The organism is Segatella cerevisiae (assembly GCF_024054555.1).
GTDB classification, from domain to species: Bacteria; Bacteroidota; Bacteroidia; order Bacteroidales; family Bacteroidaceae; genus Prevotella; species Prevotella cerevisiae.
This window is the reverse complement of record NZ_JAMXLY010000023.1, coordinates 1-16,078: the sequence shown is the minus strand read 5'-3', so window position 1 is coordinate 16,078 and position 16,078 is coordinate 1. Positions and strand designations below refer to the sequence as shown.

At 45.1% G+C, this 16,078-nt stretch carries 12 protein-coding genes; 10 read left to right on the top strand and 2 right to left on the bottom strand.

Features of this window, described 5'->3' with window-relative positions:
* The first annotated feature begins 284 nt into the window (after positions 1-284).
* A complete protein-coding gene (locus tag NG821_RS07280) occupies positions 285-1,133 on the top strand; it encodes a hypothetical protein (protein ID WP_252760999.1) in 849 nt (282 codons plus the stop codon).
* Between the two features lie 320 nt (positions 1,134-1,453).
* Here the strand turns inward: NG821_RS07280 and ahpF are convergent, their stop codons facing one another.
* Positions 1,454-3,007, bottom strand: coding sequence for an alkyl hydroperoxide reductase subunit F (ahpF, locus tag NG821_RS07275; RefSeq protein WP_252760998.1), 1,554 nt, complete (start codon positions 3,005-3,007; stop codon positions 1,454-1,456).
* Positions 3,008-3,124: 117 nt separating this feature from the next.
* On the bottom strand, positions 3,125-3,691 hold the full coding sequence (gene ahpC / locus NG821_RS07270) for an alkyl hydroperoxide reductase subunit C (RefSeq protein ID WP_252760997.1): 567 nt from the start codon (positions 3,689-3,691) through the stop codon (positions 3,125-3,127).
* Between the two features lie 237 nt (positions 3,692-3,928).
* On the opposite strand from ahpC, the gene NG821_RS07265 reads away from it, so the two are divergent.
* The 9 genes from NG821_RS07265 (at position 3,929) to NG821_RS07225 (ending at position 15,667) form a co-directional block, all read left to right on the top strand.
* Positions 3,929-4,831 carry a hydrogen peroxide-inducible genes activator gene (locus NG821_RS07265; RefSeq protein ID WP_252760996.1) on the top strand — a complete coding sequence of 301 codons (903 nt, stop codon included), beginning with the start codon at positions 3,929-3,931 and terminating at the stop codon, positions 4,829-4,831.
* A 228-nt stretch (positions 4,832-5,059) separates the two neighbouring features.
* Positions 5,060-5,269, top strand: coding sequence for a heavy-metal-associated domain-containing protein (locus NG821_RS07260; protein WP_252760995.1), 210 nt, complete (start codon positions 5,060-5,062; stop codon positions 5,267-5,269).
* Between the two features lie 169 nt (positions 5,270-5,438).
* On the top strand, positions 5,439-7,376 hold the full coding sequence (locus tag NG821_RS07255; protein ID WP_252761017.1) for a heavy metal translocating P-type ATPase: 1,938 nt from the start codon (positions 5,439-5,441) through the stop codon (positions 7,374-7,376).
* A 133-nt stretch (positions 7,377-7,509) separates the two neighbouring features.
* Entirely contained in the window at positions 7,510-9,687 is a 2,178-nt protein-coding gene (locus NG821_RS07250) for a bifunctional alpha,alpha-trehalose-phosphate synthase (UDP-forming)/trehalose-phosphatase (protein ID WP_252760994.1), read from the top strand.
* 12 nt (positions 9,688-9,699) lie between these two features.
* Positions 9,700-11,460 (top strand): glycoside hydrolase family 15 protein, encoded by a 1,761-nt coding sequence (locus NG821_RS07245; RefSeq protein WP_252760993.1) that lies wholly within the window; start codon positions 9,700-9,702, stop codon positions 11,458-11,460.
* Positions 11,461-11,759: 299 nt separating this feature from the next.
* Entirely contained in the window at positions 11,760-12,596 is an 837-nt protein-coding gene (locus NG821_RS07240) for a prephenate dehydratase (RefSeq protein ID WP_252760992.1), read from the top strand.
* The gene (locus NG821_RS07235) at positions 12,593-13,762 is read left to right on the top strand and encodes a pyridoxal phosphate-dependent aminotransferase (protein WP_252760991.1); all 1,170 of its coding nucleotides are present in this window, start codon (positions 12,593-12,595) and stop codon (positions 13,760-13,762) included. Before NG821_RS07240 ends, NG821_RS07235 begins: the two co-directional genes overlap by 4 nt.
* Positions 13,763-13,800: 38 nt before the next feature.
* Positions 13,801-14,865 (top strand): bifunctional 3-deoxy-7-phosphoheptulonate synthase/chorismate mutase type II, encoded by a 1,065-nt coding sequence (locus NG821_RS07230; protein ID WP_252760990.1) that lies wholly within the window; start codon positions 13,801-13,803, stop codon positions 14,863-14,865.
* Between the two features lie 4 nt (positions 14,866-14,869).
* Positions 14,870-15,667, top strand: coding sequence for a prephenate dehydrogenase/arogenate dehydrogenase family protein (locus tag NG821_RS07225; protein ID WP_252760989.1), 798 nt, complete (start codon positions 14,870-14,872; stop codon positions 15,665-15,667).
* The last annotated feature ends 411 nt before the right edge of the window (positions 15,668-16,078 follow it).

The following is a 16,078-nucleotide window of genomic DNA, read 5'->3' as shown; positions in this document are numbered from 1 at the left end:
ACATATTATGAAACTAATTGAGTTTAATAAAACTTAAATATGACTCTTTGTTTTTGGATTTGTTATAATAGTGGGCTATCTTTGGATGAGTTAAGATATTTTGAGTATGTTGGCAAGTTTGGAATCATCGACCGGATGATCGGTATATATCGTCTGCCAAGGTTTCAGAATAGGAATCCATAGATTTTCTTATGTTATGGATTTTTTAATTTGAAATTAGGAAAGACATTCTCATTGCGTCATCTTTCTGTAAAAGAGATATCTTCCATTAAAATATTAGCCTTATGAGAATAGATCGTGTTGTGCTTTATATTATTTTCGGGTTGATGCCGTTGCCCATATCGGCACAGAAGGAGCATAAGTCTATTCGTAAATATCCTTATCATCAGAAAGTTCCCGAACTGATGCATAAAAACAAACAGACGGTGGGTGCAGGAAGAGAAAAGGATTCTGTCAAGATACTGCCAGGCATGAAGTCTAAAGGCTTTTCTACTCCACATCGGGACAGTATCGCCCCGTCAAAAGAAATTTGGACAAATAGAGATCGGGAAAATGCTTCTGCTCAAGGTCTTGCTGAACAACAGAACGCAAGGTTTAAAACTCATGGTGAGAATTATTTTCAGGGAGGCCGTTTTGCGACTTTTGGAAATCTAGGGTTCTATGGGAGTCTGTCCAAGGAGGAATACCGGAATCTGTTGACGACCAACTCATTGAGGATGGGGACCTCTTACACAATGGGGAATTTATCTCTTCAGGCAGAAGGTGTTGTCAATCGGTATATGACCTTTGGTGTGCTCAATCAGTATGGTGTTGCAGGTCAGATGGGGTATGCCTTCAGTCCGAATATGAGTTTGACCCTTTTTGGTGAATACTATAACAAGACACCTTATTTCTCCATGGCTGCCTATCCTTATGTCTATGGCAGTCAATACGGAGGCTATTTCACTTTTAATAGTGGAAGGGTTGGCATGAAATTAGGGGCAGAACGCTATTATGATCCATTTGCTCTCGGTTGGGAAACGAAACCGATCGTGACGCCTGCTTTTCATGTCTCGAAGAATTTTACAATAGAACTCCCTGCAGGAGATCTGGTCAAACAGGCTGCTGAAAAATATATCTGGAAGAGGAAATGAAATCCTCTGATCATGCACTGAGAGTTTTATAATAGGTATCATCTGTGGAGTTACGATGATAGGGATTGCCTTTCTGATGTATATCACAATGTAAGATGCCGAAAGCTTTATTCAATTTATTGCTATAGTTCATTGTCGCTGAGGTTATGGACAAAAAGAGAACCTGCCCGAAAGTGCTGGAAAACCAACAGATTCAGGCAGGCTGAGGTTATTTTGATCTTCCGTCTGTCGTAATTAATGTTTTTGTATAATGATCTTCCGATTGGCAGACAGGAATCGAGTAAAAAGTATATAGATAAGAACCAGTGTAGTGGAAAAACTCAGATCACACCTCGTATGCGGTCTTCAAAAGCTGCGAGTGCTGCTTTTGCCCCTTCTCCCATGGCAATCATAATCTGTTTGAAGGGTACTGTGGAGACGTCTCCTGCAGCATATACCCCGGTGACTTTTGTCCGGTCGAACGCGTCTACAGGAACCTCATGCCTTGCCGTCAGTTCCAGGTCTTTCTTGAACGGATCACTATTCGGGTACAATCCGATTTGTACGAATATACCATCAAAGTTAAACTGGCGGGATTTCTCTGTCTTGAGGTCTTTCACTGTAATGCCGGTCAACTTCTGACCATCCCCCTGAACTTCTGTTGTCTGTGAATTCATGAAGATGTCAACATTTCCCAAACTGTGAATCTTTTTCTGCAGGACTTCATCAGCTTTCATCTTCTCTCCGAATTCGAATACAGTGACATGGTTGCATATTCCTGCCAGGTCTATGGCTGCCTCTATGCCGGAGTTGCCTCCGCCAATGACGGCTACGTTCTTCCCTTTATAAAAAGGACCGTCGCAATGAGGACAGAAATGGATGCCGTGACCGATATACTTGTCTTCATCTTTCAGTCCCAGCCTTCTCCAACTTGCACCTGTTGCGATGATGACGGCAGGGGCCTTGAAAATTTCCCCGCCTCTCGCGGTTACGGTTTTAGTTTTGTCAAGCAGATGGACCTCCGTGATCTTTCTGTTGTCGAAAATGTCAATAGGATAATTCTGCAGGTGGTTCCTCAGGTCACCAGCGAGTTTCGTTCCTGTTGTCTTTGGGATAGAGACGATGTTTTCTATCCCAGTCGTATCATTGACTTGTCCTCCGATGCGTTCGGCTACAATTGCCGTTTTCAGACCTTTACGTGCAGAGTAGATGGCAGCGGCACAACCTGCAGGTCCTCCACCGAGGATAAGAATATCATAATTCCGTTCTATTTTCTGAGCATCCTCATCATGAGTGGTGCCTATTTTGTCTTCCAGTTCCTGGAGTAAGGTGCCTAAGTCTCCGCGTCCGACATGAAGGAGTTCGCCATTGGCATAGACGGAGGGTACGCCTTGGATATTCAGTCTTGTAATGTCATCCTGATAAAGTTCGCCGTCTATCATCTCATTGGTGATGTTCGGATTGGTAAGAGCCATGACATTGAGTGCCTGAATGACATCAGGGCAGTTGGTACAGGTGAGGGAGACATAGGTCTGAAGTTTGATCTTGCCCTTAAGTGCCTTGATGCGCCTGGTGAGCGTTGCGTCAGGCAGGTTCTTCCCTTTATGGTCTGCATTGAGAATGGCCAAAAGCAATGATGTAAATTCATGGCCATTGGGAATGCCTTTGAACCGGATACCAGTGTCTTGTCTGTCTCTCAACAAACTGAAACTGAATTTCTCGCCATCGTGGTATTCACAGGAAATGTGGTCAGAACAGGAGGCCAGATCTTCCAAAAATGCCGTGAACGATGCCGTATGCTTATCCTTGACATCACGGTTGACCTTGAAGGTATATTGAGAGACCAAAGGCGCAAATACCGTTTTCACCTGGTCCAGTAAACTTGAATCTATCATACGCTTTCCTATTCTTTATTATGAAGAAAAAAGGAGTTGAGACGATAGCAACTCGTTTCCCGACTTACCATGCTCAACTCCTTACCTGAATATATATTAAAATAAAGTCTTGCTTTATTAGAGTTTGCCGACAAGGTCGATGCTCGGTTTGATGGTTTCGCTGCCTTCTCTCCATTTAGCAGGGCAAACTTCACCGGTGTGGGTAGCTACATATTGAGCGGCTTGAACCTTGCGAACGAGTTCGTCTGCGTTACGCCCGATACTGTTGTCCTGAACTTCAGCGACCTTAACCAAGCCTTCCGGATTTACCAGGAATGTACCGCGGTAAGCGACACCTTCATCTTCCTTGTAGACACCGAAGCCTTTTGCCAGTGTGCCGATAGGGTCAGCCAGCATAGCGTACTTGATCTTCTTGATACGCTCTGATGTGTCATGCCATGCCTTGTGAACAAACTGGGAGTCTGTGCTTACTGAGAACACTTCCACACCCATCTTTGTCAGTTGATCATATTTGCTGGCGAGGTCTTCCAACTCTGTCGGGCAGACGAAAGTAAAGTCTGAAGGATAGAAGAAGAAAAGAGCCCATTTGCCCTCAATATCTTTGTTTGATACAGTTTTGAAACTACCGTTCTGAAAAGCTTGAACGGTGAACTCTGGTGCATGTGCGTTAATAATTGGTTCCATACTATTTTAATTTTAGTTATACTTATTTTTTTTGTTATTGCAAAGATAGATAAGAATTGAACAAATTACAACAGATAAAATCTATCGTTCGATACACTGTATCTATGATAGATAGTCAATAAACTGAAAATCAGATACCTACAAAAGGTTATTTTACTTTCTAAAAATGACAAACTAAGAGAAATAAGATTGACTTTTCCTTTTTTTTCTTATCTTTGCTATAAAAAGGAGGGTAAAATGACCTTACAGCAATTGGAATATGTCATAGCTGTATATCGAATGAAACATTTTTCTAAGGCGGCAGACTATTGTAATGTAACCCAACCTACGTTAAGTTCAATGATCCAGAAACTGGAAGAGGAATTGGGTATTACAATTTTTGACAGAAAGCGCAAGCCGATCATACCTACAAAGGCTGGTATGGCTGTCATTGAACAGGCTTGGAAAGTTCTTCTCAGAGCCCGGAAATTGAAAGAGGCGGTTGAAGAAGAGAAACAATCCTTGCGGGGACCTTTTATTATAGGTGTACTCCCGACGATAGCTCCATACTTGATCCCGCGCTTTTTCCCGCAACTCATGAACAAGCATCCCGAGATGGACTTGCGTATCATTGAGTTGAAGACGGAGGATATGAAAAAGGCCTTGGCTAGGGGTGACATCGATGCCGGAATTCTGGCTCGGGTAGAGGGATTGGAGGAGATGCATTGTGAAACGCTTTTCAAAGAAAAGTATTTCGCTTATATTGCTAAGAATGACCCGCTTTTCAAGAGACAGAGTATCAGGGCAGCCGATCTTACGGGTGAATACTTGTGGCTCTTGGACGAGGGACATTGCTTCCGTGACCAATTGGTCAAATTCTGCCACCTCAAGGCCGCCAGTAAGAGCAAGAGAGCCTATCGTCTGGGAAGCATAGAAACCTTTATGCGGATCGTAGAACATGATAAGGGGGTGACTTTTATACCGGAACTGGCTATCTCGCAACTGAATGAGGATCAGAAACAATTGGTAAGGCCCTTTGCCGTGCCTGTGCCTACCAGGGAGATCATTATGATGACATTGCCTCATTTTATCAGAAAGACATTACTGCAACTCCTTGTCTCAACTATAAAAAAATCTGTACCGGAAAACATGCTGTCCTAGCAGGATTCTTTTATGGAATCCTGCGGGAACAGTCTTTCTCATCATGTTTTTTGCCCGGGGTTGCCGAATCTTATAAAAGTATTCCAGTATTTTGTAATTATTCCATAAATAATCTTCTTATCTTTGTAGGCGATAAGTTGCAGAGGCTTTCAAAAGATGAAGACCTTGGACTTTTCCGGTCGTAATGACCGGTAACTCATATTGTGGAACAATTTAAACATGACAAAAATGAATAAGACTTTTACTGTAAATGGAATGAAATGTATGCATTGTAAGGCTAAGGTTGAAGCAGCTCTCCAAGCTTTGGATGGCGTCCAAAAGGCAAATGCAGACCTTCAGAATAAGAATGTCACGATAGACTATGACGAAAAAACGGTGTCTGTTGATGACTTGAAGAAAGCGGTGGGTGCAAGTGGAAAATATCAACTCGTAGGTTGAATGTGCTAGGTTTCTCGGGTAAGGACGTTGATTGTATACTAGTTTGATTTAGTCCAACGGGAGGTCTGTATCGGGGAACGACTATTCTGCGCGTTTGATCAATGAATCCCTTCAGCAAGGTCATGCCTTGCTGAAGGTTTCGAATGAGAGAAATTAGAAAGGAAGAATGATGAAAAAGACGATCCCTGTATTAGGTATGGCTTGTGCGTCTTGCGCTACTAACGTGGAGCGCAAACTGAAGTCCGTCAAAGGTGTTCAAAGTGCGTCTGTGAGTTTGCCTGCACGAAGCGCATTGGTGGAATATGATCCCCATGTCGTTTCTTTGGAGACAATGAAAAAGAATGTCAATGATATTGGCTATGACCTGGTCATTGAGACCGGGCGGGATATAGAGTTGATCGAGCACAATGCCTATCGTATTTTAAAACGGAAAACGATTTTATCATGGATATTGGCAGTCTTGCTGATGGGTATCTCAATGGGATGGATACCTATGGGAACTGCTGATGTTACAAATCAGATCAGCCTGTTGATCTGTGCCGTTGATATCTGGCTCTGCGGCCGACAGTTCTATGTGATGGCCGGAAAACAACTGTTGCATGCTTCTGCCAATATGGATACGCTGGTTGCCCTTTCCACGGCAATCAGTTTTCTGTTCAGTACCTATAATACCTTTTGGGGAGAACAGACGTGGGGCGCACAAGGTATGATGTCGCACACTTATTTTGACGCAGCTGCAATGATCATTACATTCGTGCTTACCGGCAGGCTGTTGGAGGAAAAAGCACGTGAGAGTACGGCGTCCAGTATACGCAAGTTGATGGGAATGGCATCAAAGACAGCCCGTATCGTAGAGAGGGATGATCAGGATAAGGAGGTCATACGTGAGGTGCCGGTATCGTCAGTCTCACCGGGAGACATTCTGGAAGTACGCCCCGGAGAAAAAGTTCCCGTAGATGGTGAAGTGACACAGGCTGAGAGTTTTATGACCTCTGATGCTGCCTATGTGGATGAATCTATGATTACCGGTGAGCCGAACCCGGCCGAAAAGAAGGCTGGCTCCCGTGTACTTGCCGGCACTATTCCCAGTCAGGGGAAGTTTCGCATGAAAGTCTTTCAGACTGGCGCCGATACGACATTGGCGCATATCATCAAGATGGTCCAGGAAGCACAGAGTTCAAAGGCACCTGTCCAGAGAATTGTGGATAAGGTATCCTTGGTATTTGTACCCGTAGTGGCAGGAGTTGCTCTTCTTACCTTTTTCCTATGGTGGGGTCTGGGCGGCTCGACAGCTTTACCCAGGGCTATCCTTTCTGCTGTAGCCGTACTTGTCATCGCCTGCCCTTGTGCGATGGGACTGGCTACTCCGACGGCTCTGATGGTCGGTATAGGCAAGGTTGCACGTCAACAGGTCTTGATCAAGGACGCTGCAGCCTTGGAGGAATTGAAGAAAGTAAACGCTCTGGTAACTGATAAAACCGGCACGCTCACTATTCCTAATCAGAATATTGATTTTACAAAGTCTGATGAACTGCCTCTCGAAGAACGCGAGACCTTGAAACCTCACGCTCGTGAAGCGATGGAGACCTTACAGAATATGGGAATAGAGGTTTATATGATGAGTGGTGACAAGGAGCCTGCTGCCAAATACTGGGCTGAGAAAGCCGGTATTGTGCACTATCAGAGTAAGGTGATGCCTCAGGATAAGGAGAATCTTGTCAGAAAACTCCAGAAAGAAGGGAAGACTGTCGCCATGGTGGGCGACGGTATCAATGATACTCAGGCTTTGGCGCTTGCAGACGTCAGTATGGCAATGGCGAAGGGGACTGATGTGGCAATGGATGTCGCTCAGGTAACTTTGATGGGGGACGATCTGCGTCATATTCCGGAAGCGATTCGACTGAGCAAGAAAACGGTGAAGATGATTTGGGAGAACCTTTTCTGGGCTTTTGTCTACAATATCGTCTGCATCCCTCTTGCTGCCGGTGTATTGTACCTCTTTGGAATAGATTTCCAGATCACACCGATGTGGGCAAGTGCGCTGATGGCATTTTCCAGTTTGTCTGTGGTTCTCAATTCTCTGAGGTTGAAGTATGTGAACAAGTAGACTTGGCTCCTATTGAAATTGTGGGAGTATCTGGACTTGGGAATATTGGATTTAGGATAAGGTTAACATTTCTTATTTATTTTGCTCAAAATTTATCACGGGCCATCCATGTTTTTTTCGTAAATTAGTCCGGATGAAGCAAAAACTCTATATTGTATCTAATCGATTGCCTGTAAGAGCTGTCACAAACGGGACGGACGGATTTAGTTTTGTTCGCAGTGAAGGCGGCTTGGCAACAGGTTTGAATTCTTTGAAGACTAATTATGAAAAGCATTGGATAGGATGGCCGGGAATGTGCTTTCCCCGAAAGAAAGATCAGGGGGAGGTCAGACTGAGGTTGGAGGCAGACAATCTGCATCCGGTCTTTCTCTCACAATCACAGTATAAGAGTTATTATGAGGGCTATTGCAATAGTACGCTGTGGCCGCTCTGCCATTATTTCTATGGTTCGGCGAGGTATCAGAAAACTTATTGGGAGTCTTATCAGAAAGTCAACCTGGCATTCGCGGAAGAAACAGCCCGAATCGCCGAGAAGGGGAGTCTGGTATGGGTTCAGGACTATCAACTGATGCTTGTCCCAGGCATACTGAGAGCGAAAAGACCCGATCTGCATATCGGGTTCTTCCTTCATATCCCGTTCCCCAGTTATGAGTTGTTCAGGGTCCTGCCTGAGCGGGATCATCTGCTTCGGGGATTGCTGGGGGCTGATTTCATAGGCTTTCATACCCATGACTATCTCCGCCATTTCATGAGTAGCGTGCAGCGGACTTTGCATTTGGAATTCCATTTGGAGGAGATCGTCATTGACGGTCGTGCAGTACATGTCGATTCCCTGCCTATGGGTATCAACTATGATTTGTATCACAAGGCTGGCCGGAAAACTGCCGTCCAGACTTATATGCAGGAAGTGAGGAAGTCGACTGCAGGATGCAAACTTATTCTCAGTTGTGACCGTTTGGATTACAGCAAGGGAATCCTGCATCGCCTGATGGCCTTTGACCTGTTTCTCAAACTGCATCCCGAATACTGTGGCAAGGTGTCCATGATGATGGTCGTCGTACCTTCTCGGGACAAGGTGGAAAAATATGCGGAACTCAAACGGAAGATCGATGAACAGATCGGAGAGATCAATGGGGAATATTCGAAATTGGGATGGCTGCCTATCCGCTATATCTACCGGGCTCTGCCTTTCGAACAGTTGATGGCTCTCTACAAACTCTGTGACATTGCCTTGGTCACACCTCTGAGAGATGGGATGAATCTGGTGGCTAAGGAATATGTGGCGGCGAAGTCTGCTGATGACCCCGGCGTGCTGATCCTGAGTGAGATGGCTGGGGCTGCTGTCGAACTGAAGGATGCCGTGATCGTCAATCCCAATGACCTTAATCAAATTGTAAATGGACTGGTGAAGGCTCTGAAGATGCCCGAAGATGAACGGAGACACAGGCTCCTGGCCATGCAGCATATTGTCTCGACATACGACATCCGGCAATGGGCTGCAGATTTCATGAAAGAATGGTCTGAGGTCATAGAGCGTAACCGCCAGTTGTCTGCCAAAGTGATTACTTTGGGTAGGGCAGAGCGGTTTCATGCACTTTGTGATAAGGCACTTCACCGACTTTTTATCCTTGACTATGACGGTACATTGGTGGGCTTTCAGAATGATCCTCTGAAAGCTTCTCCTACGCCTGAACTCATTGACTTCCTGAAAAAACTGGCTGATGATGACAGGAATACCGTCGTTGTCAACAGTGGCAGGGATCATCAGATTCTCGAACGCTGGTTGGGAGGCCTCCCCATCGACATCGCTGCTGAACACGGGGCGTTCCTTAAAAGGAACGGCACTTGGACGAAGCGCTTTATCCGCCATAGCGTGAGCGAGAAGATGAGGAAAATCCTGAACCTTTTCGTATGCAAGACGCCCGGGTCCCATCTGGAAGTGAAGGAGACCTCCCTGGCTTGGCATTATCGTGAGGTTGACAGTTGGCTGGGGGATTTCCGCTCCAGACAACTGATGAATGCGCTCATGCCGGAATGTACGAAATACCATTTGCAGATCGTCGCCGGCAATAAAGTGCTGGAACTGAAACCGACATCCTACAATAAAGGAACTGTGGTGACAGAGTACCTTTCTGAAAACTCATACGATTTCGTCTTCGCTATCGGCGATGATACGACTGACGAAGATATGTACCGTGCTCTGCCTGATAACGGCATCAGCGTCAATGTCGGGCAGGTCGTGAGTAGGGCCCGGTATAGTTTGAAGGACCAGAAAGAAGTCCTGCCGTTCCTCAACCGAATGATACTATAAAACTAAATAAGAATGAATTTGAATTACGGTCTTATCGGCAACAGTTGCACGGCAGCCTTGATTTCTGATCGGGGAAACATTGACTGGCTCTGTATGCCTTATTTTGATTCTCCATCGATCTTCGCTTCGCTTCTCGATAAAGATAAGGGTGGACGGTTCGGGATTGAAGTGGGGGAAGGGTATGAGATTGCCCAAAAGTATATTCCTCATACTAATCTGCTGAGAACGCATTTCAAGAGTGCCGAAGGGGAATTTGAAATTACAGACTTCATGCCGTATTATACTGTACAAGGCACAAATGAATATTATCATCCTTCTGAAGTCTACCGCTATTTCCATTTCATACAAGGTAGCCCTCGCATACGTATTGAATATAAACCCAAACCTGATTATGCGCGGGGCAAATGTATGATTCGTGTTGAAGACAATCACATCGAATCACTTTCTGACACCAATGACAAAGACCGGCAGTATCTGTACTCCTCTCTGCCTTTGAATAACATCCTTCAGGGCGAGTTCTTTACGCTCCAGAAAGACGAGTTCTTCCTCTTGTCTTACAATGAGAAAATTGGGACGGTCGATATGGACAAGGAAAAACTTGAATATTGCCGTACGCTGGTGTTCTGGCTCAACTGGTCCGAGACTAACTTGAAATTCAGCGCCTATAGTCAGGTCATCGAACGCTCCTTGCTCACGTTGAAAATGATGCAGTTTTATAATGGCGCTGTGCTTGCTGCCATCACAACCAGTCTGCCAGAAGTACGCGGGGACGTGAGAAACTGGGACTACCGCTTCTGTTGGCTGAGGGATGCGTCCATGACGATAGAGACGCTGGTCAAATGCGGACATACCAAAGCTGCAAGGCGTTTCGTGAAATTTGTGGAATCTACTTTTACAGGTAATCACAGTCATTTCCAGATCATGTACGGCATTCATGGGGAGCGCCGTTTGACTGAGAAAACGCTGGATCATCTCTCTGGATACGACGGGTCAAAACCTGTAAGGATCGGCAATAAAGCTTATCTCCAGAAGCAGAACGACTCTTTCGGGTATCTGATGAATATGATTTATCAGTATTATACCCTCGTTCCGGGCTCTACCGATGATGTCGAAAATATGTGGGATATGGTAAAGAGCATTGAGGAGATGGTTATCCGGGACTGGCGCAAACCGGATAAGGGAATATGGGAAATCCGTGGTAAGGCACGCCATTTCCTGTCATCGAAAGTGATGTGCTGGGTCGCTTTGGACAGAGGTGCGAAGATAGCCCGTCAACTGGGGAAAACGACATTTGAACAGCGTTGGAACGAGGAGGCTGAGACTGTGAAGAGCGATGTCCTTCTAAACGGTTGGAAGGAGAATCTGCACACGTTTACCCAGACCTATGACAATAATTATCTTGACTCTTCTGTTCTGCTGATGGAAGCTTATGGATTCATCAGTGCAGATGATCCGAAATACCGGTCTACAGTTCAGGTGATAGAAAAGAACCTCTTTAAGGATGGCTTGATGTACCGCTATAATTCTCCTGACGATTTCGGACAACCTCAATCTGCTTTCGTCATCTGTACTTTCTGGTTGATCAGGGCTTTGTTTGTTACCGGTGAGAAAGATAAAGCTGGAAAATTGTTTGAGTCTATCCTCAGCCGTACAAATCATCTGGGAATGTTGAGCGAAGATATCAGTTTTGAGACGGGTGAACTCTTGGGGAATTTCCCTCAGGCTTATTCTCATCTGGCTTTGATCAATACTGCCAGACTGTTTTCAGACTGATCTGTAGAACCACTTTCTGAGTTTTATAAAAATGTAGTTTTCATAAATGTGAACTTAAAAAGCATTTTTTCTTTCAATTTGTTTGGTAGAATAAAATAAAAGTTTTACATTTGTCCTCGAAATCAAGAATGAATTGAAGATGAAGAAGTTTTACGCAGCTTTTTATTATTACTTTTACTTTACGGGCATCTGTAGAGCGGGAAGTTGCGTATTCATTTCAACTTATAGTATTTAAATTATACAATAAAGAAATCACGAAACGGTCCCGCTCGAAAGAGTGCGACCGTTTTTTTATTATTATGAGACGAATAGCAATACAAGGAGAAATCGGGTCTTTTCATGACATTGCAGCCCACGAGTATTTCAAAGGTGAACAGATAGAGTTGATTTGTTGTGAAACTTTTGAGGAGATTTTCGATCAGATGAAACGGGACCCGACTGTGATAGGGATGATGGCTATCGAAAATACAATTGCAGGGTCTATCTTGCATAACTATGAACTTCTGAAAGAATCGGGAAATGTCATAGTGGGAGAGTCAAAACTCCATATCGAGCACTGCATCTGTTGTCTGCCTGAAGACGACTGGACTACTCTGAAAGAAGTTCATTCCCATCCTGTAGCCTTGGCTCAATGTCGCCATTTCCTCGATGCACATCCTGATCTGAAAGCGGTCGAATCCACTGATACGGCAGGCTCTGCAGCGTTCATCGCAAAGAACCATCTTGTCGGAATTTCGGCTATCTGTTCTTCTTATGCAGCTCATCTGTATCACATGAAAGTGTTGCAGAACGATATCCATGACAACAAGCACAACTTCACCCGTTTTCTCATCATCTCTACTCCGATGAAGGCCGACTATCTGCGATCCATCGAGAAAAGCAATAAGTCGAGTATTGTCTTCAGTCTCCCTCATGAGGAAGGGTCTTTGAGCCGTGTTCTGGCGATCTTGAGTTTCTATGCCATCAACCTGACCAAGATCCAGTCACTTCCGATCATCGGCCATGAATGGGAATATATGTTTTATGTGGATGTGACCTACGATAATATCACCCGGTACAGACAGTCTATCGATGCGATTACACCTTTGGTGAGAAATATAAAAATATTAGGGGAATATCAAGAAGCAGAATCATGAATATACAACCAGCAAATCGAGTCAATCAAATCCAAGAGTACTACTTCAGCCGGAAGTTGAAGGAAGTTGCCAAGTTGAACGCCGCAGGGCAGGATATCATCTCCCTGGCTATCGGGAGCCCTGACATGCCCCCGTCCGCTCAAACTATTGACAGACTTTGTGAAGTAGCCGTTCAGCCTGATGCCCATGGCTATCAGCCTACTGTCGGGATACCGGAACTTCGGCAGGCTATGGCAGGGTTCTACAAGAAATGGTATGGTGTAGACCTGGACTGGAGGTCAGAAATCCAACCGCTTATCGGTTCTAAGGAGGGTATCCTGCACGTGACTTTGACTTTCTGCAATCCGGGTGATGAGGTCCTTATACCTGATCCCGGTTATCCTACTTATACGGCACTGAATAAAATTTTGGGACAGAAGATTACCTATTATAATCTGTTGGAAAAGAACGGATGGCAACCTGATTTCGACGAACTCGAACAGATGGATCTCAGTCATGTGAAACTCATGTGGACCAACTATCCGAATATGCCGACAGGCGGGGATGCGCGTATGGAGACGTATGAGCGACTGGTGGCTTTCGCCAAGAAACACAATATCATCATTGTCAATGACAATCCTTATTCGCTCATTCTCAATGAGCATCCCAAGAGCATCCTGCAAGTCCCCGGAGCTAAGGACTGTTGCATCGAATTCAACTCGATGTCCAAAAGTCACAATATGCCCGGATGGCGTGTCGCTATGGCTGCATCCAATCCTACTTTCATCTCTTGGATTCTCAAGATCAAGAGCAATGTGGATAACGGGACATTCAAAGGGATCCAACTTGCTGCTGCTGAGGCCTACAATACGAATACGGCAGAGTGGCATCATCAGAATAACATAGAGAATTATCGCCGGCGACGGAATATTGCGGAAAAGATCATGACGGCCCTGGACTGTACCTTCGATAAGCATCAGGTCGGTATGTTCCTTTGGGGGAGAATACCTGACAAGTATGATCAGGTGGAAGAACTGACGGAACGGATTCTTCACGAAGCTCGTGTATTCGTCACACCCGGATTCATTTTCGGGAACAACGGGAAGCGCTATATCCGCATTTCCCTCTGTGCCAAAGATGATAAAATCGCCGAGGCACTCAGACGGATAGAGAAATTGCAATGGTAGATGTTGAATAATGAATGAAATCTTAAAACGATACAATTATGGAATTAGATCTTGAACCTTTAAAATTGCCGAGTGACAAAGAACGCCCTTCCTGTATTATTGCAGGTCCTTGTTCGGCAGAAACAGAAGAGCAGGTGATGACAACAGCAAAGCAGTTGGCTGCCAAGGGCTGCCATATGTTCCGTGCAGGCGTATGGAAACCTCGTACTAAACCCGGCTGCTTTGAGGGGAATGGTGAAAAGGCTTTACCTTGGCTTCAGAAAGTGAAGCGTGAGACTGGTATGTTGGTGGCTACGGAAGTCGCTACACCTGAACATGTGGAACTTTGTAGGAAATATGGCATAGATATTCTCTGGGTGGGTGCCCGTACATCGACGAATCCTTTCGCCATGCAGGCCTTGGCTGATTCTCTCAAAGGTTTTACCGGTCCTGTCCTCGTCAAGAATCCGGTCAATCCTGATTTGGAACTCTGGATTGGGGCGCTGGAGCGGCTGAACAGAGCGGGGATCAAACGGATGGGTGCTATCTTGAGAGGTTTCTCCAGTTATGATGACAAGATTTTCCGCAATCAACCGATGTGGCAGATTCCTATAGAACTGCGGCGTAGAATGCCGAATCTCCCGATCATCGTAGATCCTAGTCATATCGGCGGCCGCCGCGACCTTATCGCTCCGCTGAGTCAGCAGGCAATGGACTTGGGCTTTGACGGACTGCTCATAGAAAGTCATTGCGATCCTGATCAGGCCTGGAGCGATGCCAAGCAACAGGTGACACCGGATGTCCTGAACTATATTATCAATACTTTGGTGGTACGTGACGAACATAATAATACTGAGGGATTGCGCCAACTCCGCAGTGAGGTAGATGACATCGATAACCAACTGATGGAACTTCTGAGCAAGCGCTTCCGGATCTGTCGGGAGATCGGCACCTTCAAGAAAGACCATAATATAACGGTCCTACAGTCCAAACGGTATAAAGAGATCCTGGAGAAGCGGGGCAAAGAGGCTGAACGCTGTCACATGGATTCGGAATTCGTCGGCCATATCTTTGAACTCATTCATGAGGAGAGCGTCCGTCAGCAACTTGAAATCGTAAAATAAGGCTATGAGAATCTTGATATTAGGAGCCGGAAAGATGGGCTCTTTCTTCATTGACCTACTGAGTTTTGAACACGAGGTAGCTGCTTTCGAAAAGGATCCCAAACGCCTCCGCTTTACTTATAACTGCCAGCGATTCCAGTACCCGGACGAAATCCGGAAGTTCAAACCCGAAATGGTGATCAATGCAGTAACCGTAAAATATACACTGCCGGCTTTCCGGGAAGTGCTTCCCTTGATACCTGAGGATTGCATCATTTCCGATATTTCTTCCGTCAAAACCGGTTTGGAGAATTTCTACAATAAGAGCGGGCATCCTTTTGTGAGCACCCATCCGATGTTCGGTCCTACATTTGCCAATTTGAACCAGTTGTCCGAAGAGAATGCCATTATCATTAAGGAAGGTGATCTGCGCGGGAGGGATTTCTTCCATAAACTGTATGCCTCTCTGGGATTGAATATCTATGAGTATACATTCAAGGAGCACGACAGGATGGTCGCCTATTCTTTGTCTATCCCGTTTGTCAGTACTTTCGTATTTGCAGCTGTCATGAAACATCAGGATGCACCGGGAACGACGTTCAAGCGCCACATGATGATTGCCAAAGGTGTTCTGAACGAGGATGACTATCTCTTGCAGGAGATCTTGTTCAATCCTTATACGAAGGGGCAGGTCAGCAAGATCAGGGAAGAGCTGACGGAACTGATCAAGATTATCGACAATAGGGATGAGAAGGGGATGAAAGACTACCTGAGGAAGATCCGTAAAAATGTAGCTGGGGATATCGAGATCAAGGCGCACTAAGCCTTCGGTCCTTTATTTCCCGTGATTGGAGGCTTCAATGGACTGAATCGTTATGAAAGTTTCGGCATCCTTTTCTTCAAGGCATCTCCGATTCTTCAACAGAACTTTGGTTTGTGAGGAGTTTGTCGAGTGAGCATTATTTAAGAAGATGTATCCTGATTTCTTGGTCTTTTGAAAATTTATATTTATCTTTGCAGAGATGGTCGTAAGGAGATTATCAGTCTATAATCTGTCCGAAACCAATGACCATTCAGTCTTTCTGTGAAAATCCATTAATATAAAGATATGAAACATCCATGATTAAAAAGAATCGTCAAAGCGAATGAAAATATATTGTTATAGCTATCTTTGTGGAGAATTAATAACCCCAAGGAGGCAATTATGGCAAGAGTTGAATTCGCCCAGGTCGTA

Bases quoted from the DNA above. Each gene is read 5' to 3' on its own strand.
- NG821_RS07280 (WP_252760999.1), top strand. From the start codon at position 285: ATGAGAATAGATCGTGTTGTGCTTTATATTATTTTCGGGTTGATGCCG.
- ahpF (WP_252760998.1), bottom strand. From the start codon at position 3,007: ATGATAGATTCAAGTTTACTGGACCAGGTGAAAACGGTATTTGCGCCT.
- ahpC (WP_252760997.1), bottom strand. From the start codon at position 3,691: ATGGAACCAATTATTAACGCACATGCACCAGAGTTCACCGTTCAAGCT.
- NG821_RS07265 (WP_252760996.1), top strand. From the start codon at position 3,929: ATGACCTTACAGCAATTGGAATATGTCATAGCTGTATATCGAATGAAA.
- NG821_RS07260 (WP_252760995.1), top strand. From the start codon at position 5,060: ATGAATAAGACTTTTACTGTAAATGGAATGAAATGTATGCATTGTAAG.
- NG821_RS07255 (WP_252761017.1), top strand. From the start codon at position 5,439: ATGAAAAAGACGATCCCTGTATTAGGTATGGCTTGTGCGTCTTGCGCT.
- NG821_RS07250 (WP_252760994.1), top strand. From the start codon at position 7,510: ATGAAGCAAAAACTCTATATTGTATCTAATCGATTGCCTGTAAGAGCT.
- NG821_RS07245 (WP_252760993.1), top strand. From the start codon at position 9,700: ATGAATTTGAATTACGGTCTTATCGGCAACAGTTGCACGGCAGCCTTG.
- NG821_RS07240 (WP_252760992.1), top strand. From the start codon at position 11,760: ATGAGACGAATAGCAATACAAGGAGAAATCGGGTCTTTTCATGACATT.
- NG821_RS07235 (WP_252760991.1), top strand. From the start codon at position 12,593: ATGAATATACAACCAGCAAATCGAGTCAATCAAATCCAAGAGTACTAC.
- NG821_RS07230 (WP_252760990.1), top strand. From the start codon at position 13,801: ATGGAATTAGATCTTGAACCTTTAAAATTGCCGAGTGACAAAGAACGC.
- NG821_RS07225 (WP_252760989.1), top strand. From the start codon at position 14,870: ATGAGAATCTTGATATTAGGAGCCGGAAAGATGGGCTCTTTCTTCATT.